Source organism: Chryseobacterium sp. B21-037 (assembly GCF_028570785.1).
In the GTDB taxonomy this organism is placed as follows: Bacteria; Bacteroidota; Bacteroidia; order Flavobacteriales; family Weeksellaceae; genus Chryseobacterium; species Chryseobacterium proteolyticum.
Map to the genome: position 1 here is coordinate 363,124 of NZ_JALGCB010000001.1, position 18,129 is coordinate 381,252.

Genomic DNA, 18,129 nt, shown 5'->3' on the forward strand with positions numbered 1-18,129 from the left:
TCCGTTTTGGAGCCTTTTTTTGTCTTCGAAAATTAAATTTTAACATTTATTAAGATTTCATTACTTTTGTTAAATTTTTTAAAACAATGATGAAAATCTTAACAGTTGGTGCCGTTTGTATTGCTTCTCTTTACTACGCCCAAAGCTATCCGGTGTCAGCAATCCCGGAGAATTTAAAGAAGGATGCCAATGCGGTGATCCGAAAAGATTTTACCACGATCCAGATCAACAAGATAGATGAGGTAAAATATCAGATAAATACCGTAACTACGGTTTTAAATAAAGACGGGGATTCCCAGGCTCATGCTTATATTCCATATGACAAAGGAGATCATATTTCTGACGTAAAAGTTACAGTGTATGACGAATCCGGTAAAAAAATAAAGTCTTATTCCAAATCGGATTTCGGAGACTTTGCTAACAATTCCCAGGGAGTCTTTTATTCGGATAGCAGATATTTATCATTGGCTTATACTCCGACCCAATATCCTTATACACTCGAGTTTTCGTACCAGATCACTAATGAAAACACTATTTTCATACCGGATTTTGTACCTTTTTCAGGCACCAATGTAGCATTGGAGGAAAGCCAGTTTAAGATTCTTAATAATTCAGGTATTGAGCTCCGTACAAAAACTTATCCTTCGAAGTACAATTATACTACGGTTGCAGAAAGCAGTAATGGGGCAGAAAAAGTATATTCATATAAAAATGTTCCTGCAATAGAAGATGTTTCTTTACTTCCTTCACCACTTAAGATCTTACCTAAAGTGAGTTTTTCACTGGCAAAATTCAATCTGGAAGGAAAGCAGGGAAGTATTACGAGCTGGAAAGATTTCGGATCCTGGTATTATAATAGCATTTTGCAACCTGTATCTGTTTCCACGCCCTCTATAAAAGCTGATGTTGCAGCACTTAATTTACAGGGGTCCACAGAAGAAAAGGTGAGAAAACTGTATCAGTATATGCAGGGTAAAACCCGATATATATTTGTTGCGCTGGGAATTGGGGGATGGCAGCCTATGATGCCGGATGAAGTACAGAAAAAAGGATATGGCGACTGTAAAGGGTTATCCAATTATATGAAGACCTTACTTGATGAAGCGGGAATTCCATCGTACTATTGCACCATCAACTCCGGCTCTTCACCGGTGTCTTTCGATAAAGATTTTCCAAAAATGGGAGGGAACCATGTTATCTTAATGGTGCCTACTGAAAAGGGAAACATATGGCTGGAAAATACATCCCAGCAGATTGCTTTTAACCATTTGAGCTACAGTACAACGGACCGAAATGTTCTTTTGGTTAAAAAGGATGGAATTGAAGTGATGGATACTCCTTCATATTCTGCAGAACAAAATAAAGAAAAGCAAATCCTTAAAATTAAGCTTAATGAAGATAATAGTATTGCAGGAAAAGGAGAGTTTGCTTTTACAGGCAGTCAATATGATTATAACTTAAGATTTGCCACATTATCTCCTAAGGAAAAAAATGAATCAGTAAAAAGCCTTTTAAATATTTTACATTTTGAAAATATTGAAATGAAAGATTTTATTAATGACAGGGATAATGCAGTTATAAAATATAATCTTGATTTTAAGGCTAATAACTATTCCAAGAATGCCGGAAGCAGTATGGTATTCCGAGCGGTACCTATCTTTTCTGATAATAATTATAAAGCAGATGATAAAAGGGAATTGCCGTTTGAGATCATGCAGTCTTTTGAAGATGAATATAAGATTACATTTGAAATTCCTAAAAATTATAAGATCGATGAAGTTCCTGAGGATGTAAAACTTCCGTCTGAATTTGGAACCTATCAGCTTAACTTTATCAAGAATGGACAAGAGCTTACCGTTACCAGGACTATTCATGTAAATAAAGGAACGTATCCTAAAGAAAAATACAATGATTATATCAAATTCCGAAAGAAAACTGTAAATATGGACAATTCTAAAATTCTAATAACTAAAATCTAAGCATGAAAAAAATTATATTCGTCGTTTTGAGTTCAATCAGTATTGTTTGCCTCAAAGCCCAAAAACAGGAATTTCTCAACCCACCTAAATTTAATGATACCGATTTATCAAAGCAAAAATCATTGCTGGACGAAAATGCTCCGGCGGAAATTTTGTATAAATCAGTGTCTTTTAATATAGATTCCAATAATGGTACTTTGCAGAAAAGAGCCTTCTACAGGGTGAAGATTTATGATAAAGAAAAAGCCGAAGACTGGCTTAATCTTGAAGTGCCCCTTTATCAGGATGGCAGCAGCCAGGAAAGCTTATCTAAAATGAAGGCTTACACCTATAACCTTGAAAACGGAAATGTGGTCACGACTAAAGTAGATAAAAGTTCAAAGTACAAGAGTAAAGAAAATAAGTATATATCGGTTACCAAATTTGCTTTTCCTAATGTAAAAAACGGTTCTGTTATTGAATACCAGTATGAGATCACTTCTCCGTTCTTGTATTCCATTCCGGAAATATTGATAGAATCTGATACACCATCATTATATACTGAATATATTTTGGATGCTCCTTCCAATATATCGTATAATATAAATTATACAGGCTCTTTAAGTCCTAAATACAAGCAGGTTGAGGAAAAGCTTCTGTATGGCTCCAATTACAGAACCTATCGTTTCGGGTATGAAAACCTTAAAGGTTTTAAAACGGAGAAATTCATAAAAAATGATAGGAATTACAGAACGAAGATCAGTGCGGAATTGCATTCCACCAATTTTAAAGAACTGAAGTTGTATTCATCATCCTGGGAGAAGATCAAAGAAAGATTATATGAGAATGAAGATTTTGGTGGAGAACTGAAAAGAACAAAATTGGCGAAAGAAAATATGCCTTCAGGAATTTCAGGGCTTACAGATATGGATAAGGCGGATGCTATTTTTAAATATGTCCAAAAGGCCTTTACCTGGAATAAATATTCGGGAGTAAGGACAGAAGATGGAATAAAAAAACTTCTCGAAACAAAAACCGGAAACGCTGCGGAGATCAATCTTTTTTTAATCATGATGCTTAGAGAAGCAGGGTTAAAGGCAGATCCGTTATTGATCTCTACTGTTAGTAACGGAATGATCAATATTGCATCTCCGAATGTCTCGAATTTAAACTTTGTCCTGGCAGCCGTTAAAATTAAAGACCAATATCATTTATATGATGCTACATCCAAGCAATCTTCAAGGGATATGCTGCCTCCAAGAGATTGGAATCAATTTGGGATCCTGGCTCCAAAGGAAAAAGTACAGGAATTATCTATGACCAATGCACAACCAAGTTTTACTTACCTTACGGCTGAGGCTAAGATCAATGAAGATGGAAGTATTTCCGGAACTTATTCCGACAAAGATACAGGTAGCTATGCGATGTTTGCCAAAGAAAGTTATGACGAGAATATGGATAAATACAAAAAGCAGTACAAGGAAAACTTTGCTATTGATTTTACGGATATTAACTCAAAAGTTCTAGAAAATGGTGATTTTGAAAGTACGATGAAATTTACATCAGAAAACCTGATCGATAGAATAGGGAAAAAAATGATCATTAATCCTATGCTGTTTCTTAATAAAAACTCCAATGAATTTGATCAGACAGATGAAAGAAAATATCCCATAGATTTTATATCAGCCTACACAAGAACAAAAAAAATCATTTTCGAAATTCCCGAAGGTTATGTTATTGAAGAAATGCCAAAAAATAAAAAGATAATAACGGATGATAAGGAGATCGAATACAGCTATGTTGCAGAGCAAAAAGGAAATAAACTGGAGGTCACCTCAAAGACCAAAGTAAGCAGTCCGGATTATCCTAAAGATTATTATCCCGCATTTAAACAGATTTGGGGAGTAGCTTCAAAAAGTGAAAATCAGGTGATAAGTTTAATTAAAAAATAAATTAAAAGCTTCTATTTATAGAAGCTTTTTCGTTATATTTGAGCAAACCAATAAAAATTAATAATATGTTAACTCTTTTACAAACAGATCCTTACGATGGGATGGATTCTGCGGCAGCGGCCGGAATTGGAATCGGAATGTTATTCTTTTATCTGATTATATATCTGTTCTATGGATATTGTATGTATAAAATATTTCAGAAAGCAGGGCGCCAAGATGCATGGGCGGCTTTCATTCCTATTTATAACATCATCGTTTTGCTTGATATTGTAAAGAAACCGGCTTGGTGGATTATTTTATTTTTTATTCCGTTTGTTAACCTGTTTGCATCATGGATGGTTAATGATAGTCTTGCCAAAGGATTTAGCAAAGAAACGCCTTTATACACGATTCTTTTATTCTTCTTAGGATTTATATTCATTCCTGTTTTAGCTTTTGGGAATGATCAATTTGAAAGCCAGAAAATACCGGCGAACTAAAAAAATTCATTATAATTTACAAAACCATTCATTTTGTGAATGGTTTTTGTATTGACATCACAAATATAGAATATGAAAAATACAATTGCAGCTATTTTGCTTTCCTCGTTCTTTGCTCTTGCAGCGTGTAAAAAGAATGAAAAAAAGGATTCATCGACAGAAAAAACAGAAGTGAATCAGTCCGAAAAATTTGTAGTCGATTCAGTAAAAGTTAGCGACTCTACGAAGGTCAATGATTCTTTAACTGTAAAATATACTTCGAAACTTTTAGTATTTCCTTCTTTGAAAGACCAAAAGCTCCTGGACAGCATCTATTTTATCAATAAAGGGGCAACAGATTTTTCTAAAAACGGGATTCAGTCCTACCTGGAAAGAGAAAAGGCAGAATATTTCAATTCTATCAAGAAGGAGGCGAAGGATCTTGGAGTATCATTTCCTCAGGAATGGTATACCAGTAACTATATGAATCTGAAATCCACAACCAATGATTATATGCACATTGAATATGTTTACAGTGCGTATGAAGGGGGAGCCCACGATAATTACGGGTTTTCCGAGCGGGTGTTTGACCTGAAAAACAATAAGAAAGTACAGTTGGCTGATATTACCACCATGCCTAAAAAACAAATTGAGGGAATTCTGATGAAGAATATCAATAAGATGAATAGTGGAACGACCGATGAGAAAGGAGAGGTGAAAAATTCTGATATGCTCCTGGTAGAAGTAATTCCTGCAAGTAGCAATTTCTACTTTGATGATAAGAACCTGTATTTCCATTATAGTCCATACGAAATTGCAGCTTTCGCAGCTGGAGACATCACAATCCCCGTATCATGGGAGGATCTTAAAGGGACGCTTAAGCCCGAGTTTAAAGAAAGAATGAAAATTAAATAAGAATAATGCTTCCAAATCAGGAAGCATTTTTTATTTTTGCTGTAATGGAAAAAGTAGCTTTTATCATCAACCCGTTTTCTGCCAAAAGGAATTATCAGCCATTTCTCAATGAGTTGAAAAAAAAGGTGGAAAATCCCCTTTACTATATTTCAGAATCCATTCAGGGAACAGATGATTTTATTGAAGAGCACTTCAATGAAATAGAAATTTTTGTTGCAATAGGAGGGGATGGCACTATTTCTACAGTAGCAAGGAAGTTGATTAATACACCTAAAATTTTAGCTATTTTTCCGGCAGGTTCAGGAAACGGATTCTCGAACGAAACCCAATTCAGCAAAAATCTAGATGAGCTACTGGATAAGCTAAAGGCGAAAAAATCCAGAAAAATTGACACTTTTACCGTAAATGAAAGACTTTCCATCAATGTTTCAGGAACAGGATTTGATGGCAAGGTGGTAAAAGAATTTGAAAAGACGGACAGGGGTTTCAAAAATTACATCAAGGTTTCCCTTAAAACCTTTTTTAATTATAAACCCATTAAGGTTAAATTTGTTGATGAAGCTTACCAGCAATATAACGGCAGATATCTGATGCTGAATATTGCTAATACCCGTCAGTTTGGAAATAATGCATATATTGCTCCGCACGCGAGTAAAAGTGACGGATTGGTAGATATGGTTTTGGTTAAGAAATTTCCATTAACCTATTCTGCATTATTTGCATACAGGATGTTTACCAAAAAACTGAAAGATGATGATTATGTGACCTATCTTCCGGTTTCAGAAATCGAGTTCAGTGTCAATACCAAAAACTGGCACCTGGACGGTGAATTTAATAAAATAAAATCCCCGATCCATATTAAGGTGCTTCCTGCCAGTCTGACGATTCTAATTTAAGCCTCTAACTTCTTTTCTACTTCTTGTGGATGGTTCAGGGAGTAATGGAGCTGTTCTTTATCCAGTTGTTTTTCCCAATTTGCAACCACTACAGTGGCTACGGAATTTCCTATAACGTTGGTCAATGCCCGGCACTCGCTCATGAATTTATCGATTCCCAGGATCAGTGTCATTCCTGCGATCGGAATCTCCGGAACTACAGCCAATGTAGCTGCTAAAGTTACAAATCCGGCTCCTGTTACGCCCGCTGCACCTTTAGAACTTAGCATAGCGACAAGGAGTAGCATTAATTGTTTTTCCAGTGGCAGATGAATATTCAGGGCTTGTGCTATGAACAATGAAGCCAGTGTCATGTAAATATTAGTGCCATCGAGGTTGAAAGAATAGCCGGTGGGAACCACCAATCCTACGATAGCTTTGGAGCATCCTGCTTTTTCAAGCTTTTCCATAATTCCCGGTAATGCGGATTCTGAAGAGCTGGTTCCCAGAACTAAAAGAAGCTCCTCTTTAAGATAAAACATCAGCTTAAAAATGCTGAAACCATTATACCAGGCAACAGCACCCAGTACCAAAACAACAAATAGTAATGAGGTGATATAAAATGTCCCTACCAGGAACAGAAGATTGAGAACTGAATGAAGACCATATTTTCCGATGGTAAAAGCCATTGCCCCGAAAGCTCCGATGGGAGCAAGTTTCATAAGCATATGCACGATTTTAAAAACAGGTGTTGAAAGATCCTGCAGAAAGTTGGTTATCCTTTGGCTTTTTTCTTTTGTCAATACAAGTGCAACTCCCATTAAAATAGCGACCAATAAGACCTGAAGAATATTTTCACCGACCAGGGGACTGAAAAGGGTTTCAGGAATAATATTCATCATAAAACCCGTAAGTGTGGATTCGTGGGCTTTTTGCTGATACTGGGAAATATCTCCAGAAAGCGAGGCCGGATCAATATTCAAGCCTGTGCCGGGTTGAAGGATGTTACCGACGATTAGTCCGATGATTAAAGCTAATGTTGAAAAAGTAAAGAAATAGATCATTGCCTTTACTGCAATTCTCCCTACCTTTTTCAGGTCGGTCATATGGGCAATTCCTAATGTAAGCGTAATAAAAATTACCGGAGCAATAATCATTTTTACAAGTTTGATAAAGCCATCGCCTAAAGGCTTCATTTTCTCTCCCAGTTCGGGATAGAACCTTCCCAGAAGTATACCTGCAATGATGGCGATGATTACCTGAAAATAGAGCTGCTGATAGATTTTTTTTGCTTTCAATGGGGGTGTTTTTTAATTTAAAGGACGAAAAGTAAGAAAAAATATCAGGAATCATGATAGATGTCATGAAAAAATGATCTTTTCCTTTTTTCGTCCTTTAAATATTTAGTTGAAAATTACAAATAGGTAACCAGAAGTTATTCTGTTGCGACAGAGTCGTCACCACGTCCGTCCGCTACTGCATGTATGTTTCCATTCTCATCAATAACGATCATTTCTGTTTTTCCGATCTGTTTTACTTTTTCGATAACATAATTTTTAGCCTTTAATTCAGAAATTGTTGATTCCGGAAAATTGTTTTCCACAGATACGGTTTCTGGAAGCCATTGGTGATGGAATTTAGGTGCGTTTACGGAAATATTGGCGTTCAATTTAAAATCAACAACATCTACGATGGATTGATATACTGATGTCGGAATTGTTGTTCCGCCCGGTGTTCCTACTACCATAAAAGGTTTTCCGTTTTTTAAGAGTATGGTAGGAGTCATGGATGAGAGCATCCTCTTATTCGGTTGAATAGAATTGGCTTCCCCGCCTACAGCCCCAAACATATTCGGAACTCCCGGTTTGATAGAAAAGTCATCCATCTCATTATTTAAAAAGAATCCTGCTCCGGACACAACCACTTTACTTCCGTAATACCCGTTAAGGGTAGTGGTTACAGATGCAGCATTTCCATCCTTATCAATTACTGAAATGTGGGTCGTTTGTGTTGATTCTTTAGGTTGCTTTATGATCTTTCCAATCTCAGAGCTAGGCGTGGCCTTAGAAAAACTAAAGCTTTTCCATCTCTTTTTCAAATAATCATCAGAGATAAGATAAGAGGTCTTATCTCCTATAAAATCCGGATCCCCCATATATTCTGCACGGTCAGCATAGGCTCTTCTTTCGGCTTCTACCATGATCTGTACGGCAGGAGTAGAATTCAGCTGATATTTTTCTAAATTTTCAAAACTTGCCATTCTCAGCATCTGGGCTAAAAGAACTCCACCACTGGACGGTAAGGGCATGGAAACAACATTATTTCCTTTGTAATCAAATTCAAGAGCTTTTCTCTGGGCAACCTTATAGTTTTTTAAATCTTCAGAAGTGATAATTCCGTTTCCTCTTTTCATTTCAGAAACAATAAGGGCTGCGGTTTTACCTTCATAAAATCCTTTTGCTCCTTGTTTCTGAATAAGTTTTAAAGTCTCAGCCAATTCTTTCTGAACCAAAATATCACCCGCTTTCCACGGGGTGTCTTTTACAAAAGGAATTGGTGATTGATTGTGTTTTTGGAAATTTACCTTGTGGGTGTTAAGCATATCAGCTTCTTTTTCTGTAATAGCAAACCCTTTCTCAGCGAGATCTATGGCTGGCTGAATAATTTTTTCCATGGGAAGGTTGCAATATTTTAGGGTAGCAAAAAAGCCTGCAATACTACCAGGGATTCCTACAGCTAATCTGCCGTTCTGCGAAAGGTCTGTACTGGCTTTTCCTGTTTTGTCGACGTACATATCTCTCGATGCATTCCTTGGAGCTGTTTCTCTATAATCGATCGTAAATTTTTCACCATTATTTTTTACACCCACTAAAAATCCGCCACCGCCTATATTTCCTGCCTGAGGATAAACCACGGCTAATGCATATTGAGTGGCTATGACAGCATCATAAGCATTTCCTCCTTGCTTCATGATTTTTGCTCCTGCTTCACTTGCTAGCGGATGGGCAGAAACAACAACTCCTTTGTTTTTTACCTTAACTTCTTTTACGATATTAAAATCTGTATACTGACTCCAGTACAGGTTTGTGCTTAAAAACACGGCGGCGAATAATAGGTTCTTCATACCATTTTGCTTTTTATTGATAGCAAAATTATATATTTTTAAATGAAATATTTCTTTTTCAGGTCTATATGTATAATTGATCAGCTGAAGGATTAATTATACATTGTGTTATTTTTATTAAAACGACATATGATGTTTGTTTTGTTTAATTTTTATTCGTTTTAAATAATTATAATTTAATAAAACTGGTTTTTGTTTGCGTTTAAATTGTTTTTAAAAGATAATTCATTACTTTTGGAAAAAAAACAACCGTATGATCAAAAATTACCAGAAGGCAGCTTCTCTCGCTGCATTATTTTTTGTTTCCGTTTATGCCCATGCACAAACCGATTCTACAAAAACGAAGAATATAGAAGAAATCAAAATTACCTTAGGGTCCAGAAACAAAGCAAGAGTAGCAACGGATACGCCTGTACCTGTAGATGTTATCAATATCAGCTCACAGTCTGTTATCACTCCGCAGATGGATCTCAACCAGATTCTGAATTATGCAGCTCCTTCGTTTACCTCAAATTCAACCACAGTTGCAGACGGTACGGATCATATTGATCCGGCTCAGTTGAGAGGGTTGGGTCCCGACCAGGTATTGGTTTTGCTTAATGGTAAAAGAAGACATACCTCTTCGCTGGTTAATGTAAATGGTTCTCCCGGAAGAGGTTCTGTGGGAACCGATCTGAATGCATTGCCTGCATTTGCTATAGAACGTCTGGAAGTCTTGAGAGATGGAGCTTCTGCACAATATGGTTCCGATGCTATTGCGGGGGTGATTAATGTTATCATGAAGAAGAATACCAATGCATTTACTTCGGCAATTACAGCAGGGGGATTTAATTCCAAAGGATCCAATGACCACAGCGGAGGCTGGGATGGAGGTAAATATCAATTAGACCTTAATTATGGTACAGCTATAGGAAAGAATGGATTCATCAATTTTACGGCAAGTTTAATGAAGCGGGAAGAGACACGAAGAGCCAATGCTGCTACCGGGCAGATTTTTAATGCCTATAATGCTATCGAACAAAGGGCGCTGGAGAACGGTGTCAATATTTCCTCCCTTTTCGGAAATATCGGGAACACTCCCAATTCCCAACAGATTATTGATTATATTCATCAATATGCTCAAAATGTAAATTATTTTAGTCCCGCTTTTCAAACTGAGATTCAGAATGCCAATAGTATTTCTCAGCTTCAAACACTTTTAAAAACTGATGTTTCAGAAAATGAAATGGCATACAGAGGGCTTGCGAGAAACGATTTTAATATGAGAGTAGGACAGTCCAGGTTGACATCGGGGCAATTTTTCATGAATTCTGAATTTGATCTTGCTTCTTCCGTAAAAGGATATGCTTTTGGGGGGATTTCCTATAGAAGTGGCAATGCGGGAGGTTTTTTCCGCAGGCCTTATGAGAGTAGGGCTTCTACTTCTATTTATCCCAATGGTTTCCTGCCTGAAATCGCTTCTGATGTTATAGATCTTTCCCTGGCAACAGGTCTTAAAGGTAAAATAGGAAATATTAATTATGATATAAGCAACACATACGGTCGGAATACTTTCGATTATACCATTAAAAATACGGCGAATGCTTCTATGCTTTATCCGAGTAAAACAGAATTTAAAGCTGGAGGACTCAATTTTTCACAGAATACCGTTAATGCGGATTTTGATACAAAAGTTGACTGGCTTCAGGGGTTTAATATTGCATTTGGGGGAGAGGCCAGATTTGAGAGGTATAAAATTCAAAGTGGAGAACAGGATTCCTGGGCACTCTATGATATTAATGGCAATGTTCAGGATGTTTCAACACCTGCTAATCTTAAACCGACTGATTTTTTTGGTGCGGTGAGACCAGGTGGAGCTCAGGTATTTCCGGGATTCAGACCAGCGAATAGCTTAAATAAGGGAAGAAGTTCCGTCGCGGGCTATATAGATACTGAGCTTGATGTTACGGATAAATGGCTGATAAGCGGTGCTGTGAGATATGAGAATTATTCTGACTTTGGATCTACATTTAACTACAAAATTGCTACGAGATATAAGCTAACGAATCAGATTAACCTTAGGGCTGCGCATTCTACAGGATTTCGTGCACCTTCTTTGCAGCAGATTTACTATAACGCAACATCTACACAATTTGTGGGTGGTATAGCATATGAAGTTGGTACATTCTCTAATGATTCTGAAATAGCAAAAAATTTAGGAATTCCACAATTGAAACAGGAGGAATCTGTAAGCTATTCCGCCGGCTTTACTGCTAAAATACCTAATGCGAACCTTACATTTACGGTGGATGGATATTATATTAAAATTAAAAACAGAGTTGTTTTAACGGACCAGTTTTTGAGGCCAAGCGGGACGTATCCAGGCGGAAGTCCTTTGTTTAACCTTCAAAGGGAGTTTGATAAGGCTAATGCCAATGCGGCAACTTTTTTCGCCAATGCTATTGATACTCAGACAAAAGGATTGGAGGGTGTTATTTCCCACCGTGCTAAATTCTCATCAAACATTTCACTAAATTCCGATCTGGCTGTCACTATTTCCAAAACAAATAGGGTAGGGAATATCCACGGCTCTGATGTTTTAATTAATGCAGGGCAGATCAATCGTTATTATTCCGAGACCAGTCGCATCTATGTAGAAGAAGCCGTTCCGAGGTTTAAAGCATCTCTTAATAACGGCCTGGAGATTGGTAGATTTAATGTTTTACTAAGAAATGTATATTTTGGAAAGGTGACCGATCCTAATACAATGGATGTTAATGGAGATGGTAAAATTGGCTATGAAATAATCAATGGCAGTGTTGTTGAAAATGAACATCCGGTTTGGGGTGCTAAGGTAATAACCGATCTTTCCGTTGGTTTTAAATTCAATAAGAGCTTTATCCTGACGATTGGTGCCAATAACCTGTTCGATATCTATCCTGATAAAAATTATGGGCCAACGCCGGTGCAGAGGCCTACTGTGGATGCTGCAGGAAATATTGTTTATACACCCGCTACAATTGATCTCTCTAATCAAAATCAGTTTGTATATTCCAGAAATGTCTCGCAGTTTGGGATGAATGGAAGATTTCTTTTTACAAGGCTGAATTTTAGTTTTTAGAGAACTTCTGACAATGTTCTGAAGGTGTGTTTTTACGCACCTTTTTTTATTATGATAAGCATGATTTTTTTACTTTTGTAAAATTCAAAACCTAAAAGAAATAAAAATGGAATCCTATACGGAAAAAATACTGATTACCGGTGCTTTAGGGCAAATCGGAACTGAACTTACCAACAGACTTGTTGAGATCCACGGAGCGGAAAATGTTGTAGCCTCAGGCCTCGACAGATGGCAGAAGGGAATTACATCAGCCGGCTATTATGAGAGAATGGATGTTACCAACACCCAGCTTGTGAGACAAATCATTAAAGATTATGATATCACGACTGTCTATCACTTAGCTTCTTTATTGTCCGGAACCTCAGAAAAGCAGCCTATTTTTGCATGGAAGCTAAACCTGGAGCCTCTCCTTCATTTTTGTGAAATGGCAAGAGAAGGATTGCTTAAAAAGATCTTTTGGCCAAGTTCAATTGCAGTATTCGGAAAAGGAATTCCAAAAGAAAATGTTGAGCAGGATGTAGTCCTGAATCCTACTACCGTTTATGGTATTTCTAAAATGGCAGGTGAAAAATGGTGTGAGTATTACTTTGACAAACACGGAGTGGATGTGAGAAGTATCCGTTATCCGGGGTTGATTTCATGGAAGACTCCGGCAGGAGGAGGAACTACGGATTATGCGGTAGAGATTTTTTACGAAGCGATAGAGGAGGGGAAGTATACGAGTTTTATTTCTGAAAATACAGGGATGCCTATGTTGTATATGGATGATGCTATCAATGCGACATTGAAATTAATGGAGGCTCCAAAAGAAAGTTTAACGGTTCGTTCTTCTTATAATTTAGGTGGAATGTCATTTACTCCAAAAGAATTGGCAGAAGAAATCAAGAAAGAAATTCCGGATTTTGAGATCGATTATAAACCTGATTTCAGACAGGAAATTGCAGATTCATGGCCGGCTTCAATTGATGATTCAATCGCCAAAAAAGATTGGGGACTGACGTATGATTTTGGAATTTCTGAAATGACAAAAGACATGATCAAGAATCTTAAAGTAAAATTAGGTAAAAATTAGCTAATTAAAGTATAGCTTTAATTAAAAATGTTTTTAACGTCTCATTTTTAATGTATTATAAAATTTATATAAAATTAAGTTTAAATGATATTATTAACTTTTAACATCCTTGATATTGAAGCAAAGACTAAAACTAATGCTCAGATTACAGGCGATGACCGTTTAAAAATAACAGTTGATAATACAAAAGCTATTCTCAGAATTTTGGATATTCACGATACGAAAGCCACATTTTTTATTGAGGTCTCCATCGTTGAAAAACTTCATCATCTTATAAAAGCAATTTCAACCCGTGGGCATGAAATTGCTTTTTATAATAAAAATTCTTCCCTTCAGGAAATCGAAGCAGTTAAGAAAAATATAGAAGAATGTTTTGGAAAACAGATACGGGGAATTCGCCAGAAAGATGTAAAACTTCCGCAGGAGAATTTGAAATTACTTGAGTTTAATTATGTTTCCAATATCGATAATGCCAATATTCTTTTTCCGTTCAAAAGGCTGAAAAGGGATACTGAGATTACAGAAGAAGATGGGTTAAGTATTGTTCCGGAAAGTATTTCGCCGTACAGTCAATTACCCTACAATGATTTTGTATTTCAGATATTGCCTATGAAATATTACCAGAATATGGTTTTTGAAACATTAAAGAATGATGAATTTGTTTTGATCTATCTTAATTCCTGGCAGTTTACGGATTTTAAGACGTATCCCTTTGATATTCCTTTTTACAGAAGCTTTTCATCAGGAAAAAAAATGGAGGACAAATTAAATGCCCTCCTTACCTGGATCAACGAGAAAGAAATGGCTACTTCCCGTATGAAAGATTATATTTTTTAATAAGAAAGTTTACAGTAACACACGAATTGAAAAATGTCTTAAGTAGTTTATTGAAATGATACCTAAGATCTAATTTTGTCTTCTAACTTCTAACTTCTAACTCAACTCAAAAAGTGTGATTTCAGGTAAAACTCCAACCCTCCCTGGATATCCAAGCACTCCGAACCCTCTGTTTACATACAGGAATTTACCTTCGCTCTCATAGATATCCGCCCATTTTGGATAACGGTATTGGACTGGTGACCATTTGATGTTTTTAAGATCAAGACCGAACTGCATTCCGTGGGTATGGCCTGATAACGTCAACTGGACATTTCCGGGGTGTTGTTTTACAATGGAATCAAAGTGAGTAGGGTCGTGGCTCATTAATATTTTTGCGGCTGATTCCGGCACTCCTGCAATCGCCTTATCAAGATCTCCGAATTGAGGGAACGGTTTAAGTCCCCAGTTTTCTACACCCAGAATATAAAGCTTTTCACCATCTTTTTCGATAATTCTGTGTTCATTTCTCAGCATGTCAAATCCGGCCTGTTTTTCATAGTCAATAAGCGTTTCCAGGTTCTTTTTCTTGGCATCCAGAGAGGTCCAGGTAACATAATCACCGTAATCATGGTTTCCCAGTACTGCAAATTTGCCATCCTTGGCTGTTATTTTTGAAAATAAGGGTATAAATGGTTTGAACTCTTCAGAAACATTATTGACCATGTCTCCAGTAAATAAGACCAGATCAGGTTTTTGCTCATTAATCAGCTCAATGGCGTGCTCTAATTTACTTGGATCGGCGAAACTTCCGCTGTGGACATCGGAGATCTGTATGACCTTATAACCTTTGAAGTTTTTAGGAAGATTAGCAATTTTTACTTTAACCTTTCTCACTTTATGCCTGTACTTACCAAATGTAATTCCATCAATAAAAAGTGCCGAAAGTACACCTCCCAGACCGAGTCCCATTAAGCTTAAAAACTTTCTTCTCTCCGGGAAAAAGTTTTCTGCAGGGTTTCGGAATCCAAGGATATAGGTACCGGTCCTGAAAATATCATCGATCAATAAAAACAGAACAATGAAAATTTTGGGAAGGATGAAAATGAGAAAGAGGGACATCATCCATTGAATTCTTACAGAACTTCGGTCTGCTTTCTGAAAATGGGCAAGCTCATAGGCGAAAAGCCCGTAAATAGCTAATGATAAAACACAGTAACCGATTTTCACCCAGGAATTATCCGCCAATGTCCTTATCGCCTGATAAATGTATATTTCCAAAAACAGAAATATGGCGGCAATAATTAAAAAATTTTTTTGCATAATCAGATTAAAAAAGCACAAAAGAAAATTTCCCTTTGTGCTTTTAATATTTTTAAATTATTTATTCTTAAGGAAATTTATAAACGATAGCATTGATGTTCATTCCGGCACCTACCGAAGTCATAACAACGTTACCTTTTTCTTTAAACGAATGACCAGCCATTTTTCCTTTAATTATTAAATCATACATGGTAGGAATGGTTGCTACAGACGAATTTCCAAACTCCTGAATGGTCATTGGAGAGATAGTATGATCATAATCTTTTACATCATAAAGCTTGTGAAGTCTTTCGATCATAGCGTAATCCATTTTTGCATTAGCCTGGTGGATTAATATTTTGTCGATATCCTCAATAGAAAGCCCAGCGTCATCAATAGTTTCTTTGATGGCTGCCGGAACATTTTTTAATGCGTATTCATAGATCTTTCTACCCTGCATTCTTACAAATAAGCGGGTTTGATCAGAGTCTTTATTGATCGAAGGTCCGTTGGCAAGGTAGTTCAATTCAATTCCATTATCGCAAATTGTATTGTGTGCAATAATTCCTACATTTTCCTCATCTGTAGCTCTTACTACTACAGCTCCGGCTCCGTCTGCAAAAATCATTCTGTTTCGGTCGTGTGGATCTGTAACACGGCTTAAAGTTTCCGCACCGATTACTAAAATGGTTTTTGCTGCTTTGGCTTTGATCAGATTATCTGCTAAGATCATTGCTTCCACCCATCCCGGACATCCGAAAAGCATGTCATAGGTTACACATTTTCTGTTCGTAATACCCAGTTTATTCTTTACTCTGGCAGCCATTGTAGGCATGAAATCAGCGTATCCGTTTACAGTAACTTCTCCAAAATTACTGGCATAAATAATATAATCCAGTTCTTCACCGTCAATTTTAGCATCTGCAATGGCTAGCTTTGCAGCTTCGTAACCTATTTGTGAGTTTGAAAGATCTTCGTCAATGAATCTTCTGTTTTCTATTTCTGTAATTTCTACAAACTTGGCAATCGTTTCTTCAGTAGGCTTGTCAATCTTTACCCCGTCTTCTGTATAGAATTCTGAACCTAGAAAAAAGTCTCTCCCGATAATCCTTTTAGGAAGGTAAGATCCAGAACCAATAATGATCGTATTCGGCATTCGTTTAAATGATTTTTTAAAAACGCAAAGTTAATAATTAATCTTAATAAGAAAGAATTAAAAATATTATTAAATTTGCAAAAATTGTACTTTACAGTCTATGAAAAATAATCCATCCTTAAAAGGCTTACTTATTGCTGTTGTGGCGTTTATCATTGCCTTTGGGATTTATTTCCTTTTTTTAGCTAAGAAAAATTATTACTTAGTAGACAACCCCACTCCCAATACCTATTACTATAGAATTAATAACGGTTCTGAAGGAATTATTTCAGCAGGACAGTCGGTGAAGGTTGATTTGAATAAAGGAAAAAATTCTATTAAAGTTTTCGATCAGAATAAAAAAATACTTTACGATTCTGCCTTTGAGGTAAATAAAATTCGCGGGTTATTGAACATCGCTCACCAGGATTATTATATTAACCGCCAATATTATGGATACAATCTTAAAAAAGATTCATTACTTTTGGAGCTTAATAAAACCGTAATAGACGGAAAAGAATATCTGGGCGGAGCGAAGCATTTCAATAAACTGTTTACTGATGATTTTTATTATAATGTAGATGAGGATTATGATAAGATCATTAAAAATATTGACAAAGTAGAATCCCGTTCAAAGATTTTCAGAAAGCAAGATTACCTTAATTACTATAAAGAATATTACAAGTTTTGACAAAAGATATCAACCAAGTAACTCCCTACAATTCTGATGCTACAAAAAAAAGCCAGGTAGAGGATATGTTCGACAATATTGCACCCAAGTATGATCTTTTAAACCGTGTTTTATCAATGAAGATTGATATCATATGGAGAAATAAATTGGTCAAATGGATGAAAAATGACAACCCTCAGGAAGTGCTGGATGTGGCTACAGGAACGGGGGATCTGGCCATTACAATTGAAAAAGGAACCAATGCAAAAGTAGTTGGTTTGGATTTATCGCAACAAATGTTAAATGTTGGCGTTATTAAAATAAAAAAACTTAAATTAGACGGCAAAATTTCCATGCAGAAGGGGGATGCAGAAAATTTACCCTTCGAGGACAATAGATTCGACTCTGTTTCCGTTGCATTTGGAGTGAGGAATTTTGAAAACCTTACAAAAGGTTTAGCAGAGTTAAGAAGAGTAGTAAAAGATAACAAAAGTGTTTTTATACTTGAGTTTTCAAAGGTTGAGGGGTTCTTGGGGCCATTTTATATGTTTTATTTTAAAAACATATTACCTGCGATAGGGAAATTGGTTTCTAAAGATAATAGGGCATACACATACCTTCCGGATTCTGTAAATGCTTTTCCTTACGGGGAGAAGATGAGACAAATTCTTTTAGATACAGGATTTAAGAAAGTAGAATATAAAAAACTAAGTTTAGGTATAGCCACAATTTATAAAGCAACAAAGTAACCT

At 36.4% G+C, this 18,129-nt stretch carries 14 protein-coding genes; 10 read left to right on the forward strand and 4 right to left on the reverse strand.

The genetic code is table 11. The annotated features are described in order from the left end of the window. Window positions 1-86: 86 nt before the first annotated feature. The 5 genes from MTQ00_RS01625 to MTQ00_RS01645 all read left to right on the forward strand — a co-directional run bounded on the left by MTQ00_RS01625 (window position 87) and on the right by MTQ00_RS01645 (window position 6,179). Window positions 87-1,979, forward strand: a complete 1,893-nt coding sequence (locus tag MTQ00_RS01625) for a DUF3857 domain-containing protein (RefSeq protein WP_273647470.1) — start codon at window positions 87-89, stop codon at window positions 1,977-1,979. Window positions 1,980-1,981: 2 nt separating this feature from the next. Then, window positions 1,982-3,910, forward strand: coding sequence for a DUF3857 domain-containing protein (locus MTQ00_RS01630; protein ID WP_273647471.1), 1,929 nt, complete (start codon window positions 1,982-1,984; stop codon window positions 3,908-3,910). Between the two features lie 65 nt (window positions 3,911-3,975). Then, complete coding sequence (locus tag MTQ00_RS01635) at window positions 3,976-4,389, forward strand: DUF5684 domain-containing protein (protein WP_273647472.1); 414 nt, start codon at window positions 3,976-3,978, stop codon at window positions 4,387-4,389. Between the two features lie 72 nt (window positions 4,390-4,461). Further along, window positions 4,462-5,283, forward strand: a complete 822-nt coding sequence (locus tag MTQ00_RS01640; RefSeq protein WP_172277650.1) for an RsiV family protein — start codon at window positions 4,462-4,464, stop codon at window positions 5,281-5,283. Between the two features lie 5 nt (window positions 5,284-5,288). Continuing rightward, the gene (locus tag MTQ00_RS01645; protein ID WP_373428004.1) at window positions 5,289-6,179 is read left to right on the forward strand and encodes a diacylglycerol/lipid kinase family protein; all 891 of its coding nucleotides are present in this window, start codon (window positions 5,289-5,291) and stop codon (window positions 6,177-6,179) included. Here the strand turns inward: MTQ00_RS01645 and MTQ00_RS01650 are convergent. After that, window positions 6,176-7,456 (reverse strand): dicarboxylate/amino acid:cation symporter, encoded by a 1,281-nt coding sequence (locus tag MTQ00_RS01650; protein ID WP_273647473.1) that lies wholly within the window; start codon window positions 7,454-7,456, stop codon window positions 6,176-6,178. The two genes, MTQ00_RS01645 and MTQ00_RS01650, sit on opposite strands and share 4 nt — an antisense overlap. Window positions 7,457-7,593: 137 nt before the next feature. Next, on the reverse strand, window positions 7,594-9,282 hold the full coding sequence (gene ggt / locus MTQ00_RS01655; RefSeq protein ID WP_273647474.1) for a gamma-glutamyltransferase: 1,689 nt from the start codon (window positions 9,280-9,282) through the stop codon (window positions 7,594-7,596). Between the two features lie 253 nt (window positions 9,283-9,535). On the opposite strand from ggt, the gene MTQ00_RS01660 reads away from it, so the two are divergent. The 3 genes from MTQ00_RS01660 (at window position 9,536) to MTQ00_RS01670 (ending at window position 14,291) form a co-directional block, all read left to right on the forward strand. Next, the gene (locus MTQ00_RS01660; RefSeq protein WP_273647475.1) at window positions 9,536-12,382 is read left to right on the forward strand and encodes a TonB-dependent receptor plug domain-containing protein; all 2,847 of its coding nucleotides are present in this window, start codon (window positions 9,536-9,538) and stop codon (window positions 12,380-12,382) included. A gap of 106 nt (window positions 12,383-12,488) precedes the next feature. Further along, entirely contained in the window at window positions 12,489-13,454 is a 966-nt protein-coding gene (locus MTQ00_RS01665) for an NAD-dependent epimerase/dehydratase family protein (protein ID WP_172277658.1), read from the forward strand. An 84-nt stretch (window positions 13,455-13,538) separates the two neighbouring features. Then, window positions 13,539-14,291: a polysaccharide deacetylase family protein gene (locus MTQ00_RS01670; RefSeq protein ID WP_273647476.1), complete on the forward strand. Its 753-nt coding sequence runs from the start codon at window positions 13,539-13,541 to the stop codon at window positions 14,289-14,291. A 96-nt stretch (window positions 14,292-14,387) separates the two neighbouring features. Here MTQ00_RS01670 and MTQ00_RS01675 read toward each other — a convergent pair whose 3' ends face one another. Continuing rightward, on the reverse strand, window positions 14,388-15,593 hold the full coding sequence (locus tag MTQ00_RS01675) for a metallophosphoesterase (RefSeq protein ID WP_273647477.1): 1,206 nt from the start codon (window positions 15,591-15,593) through the stop codon (window positions 14,388-14,390). Between the two features lie 67 nt (window positions 15,594-15,660). Next, window positions 15,661-16,728, reverse strand: coding sequence for a 3-oxoacyl-ACP synthase III family protein (locus MTQ00_RS01680; protein ID WP_172277664.1), 1,068 nt, complete (start codon window positions 16,726-16,728; stop codon window positions 15,661-15,663). Window positions 16,729-16,828: 100 nt separating this feature from the next. Between MTQ00_RS01680 and MTQ00_RS01685 the strand changes: the two genes are divergently transcribed. Both MTQ00_RS01685 and ubiE read left to right on the forward strand, forming a co-directional pair. After that, window positions 16,829-17,398, forward strand: coding sequence for a hypothetical protein (locus MTQ00_RS01685; protein ID WP_172277666.1), 570 nt, complete (start codon window positions 16,829-16,831; stop codon window positions 17,396-17,398). Further along, the gene (ubiE, locus tag MTQ00_RS01690) at window positions 17,395-18,126 is read left to right on the forward strand and encodes a bifunctional demethylmenaquinone methyltransferase/2-methoxy-6-polyprenyl-1,4-benzoquinol methylase UbiE (RefSeq protein WP_172277668.1); all 732 of its coding nucleotides are present in this window, start codon (window positions 17,395-17,397) and stop codon (window positions 18,124-18,126) included. Before MTQ00_RS01685 ends, ubiE begins: the two co-directional genes overlap by 4 nt. Window positions 18,127-18,129 lie beyond the last annotated feature (3 nt).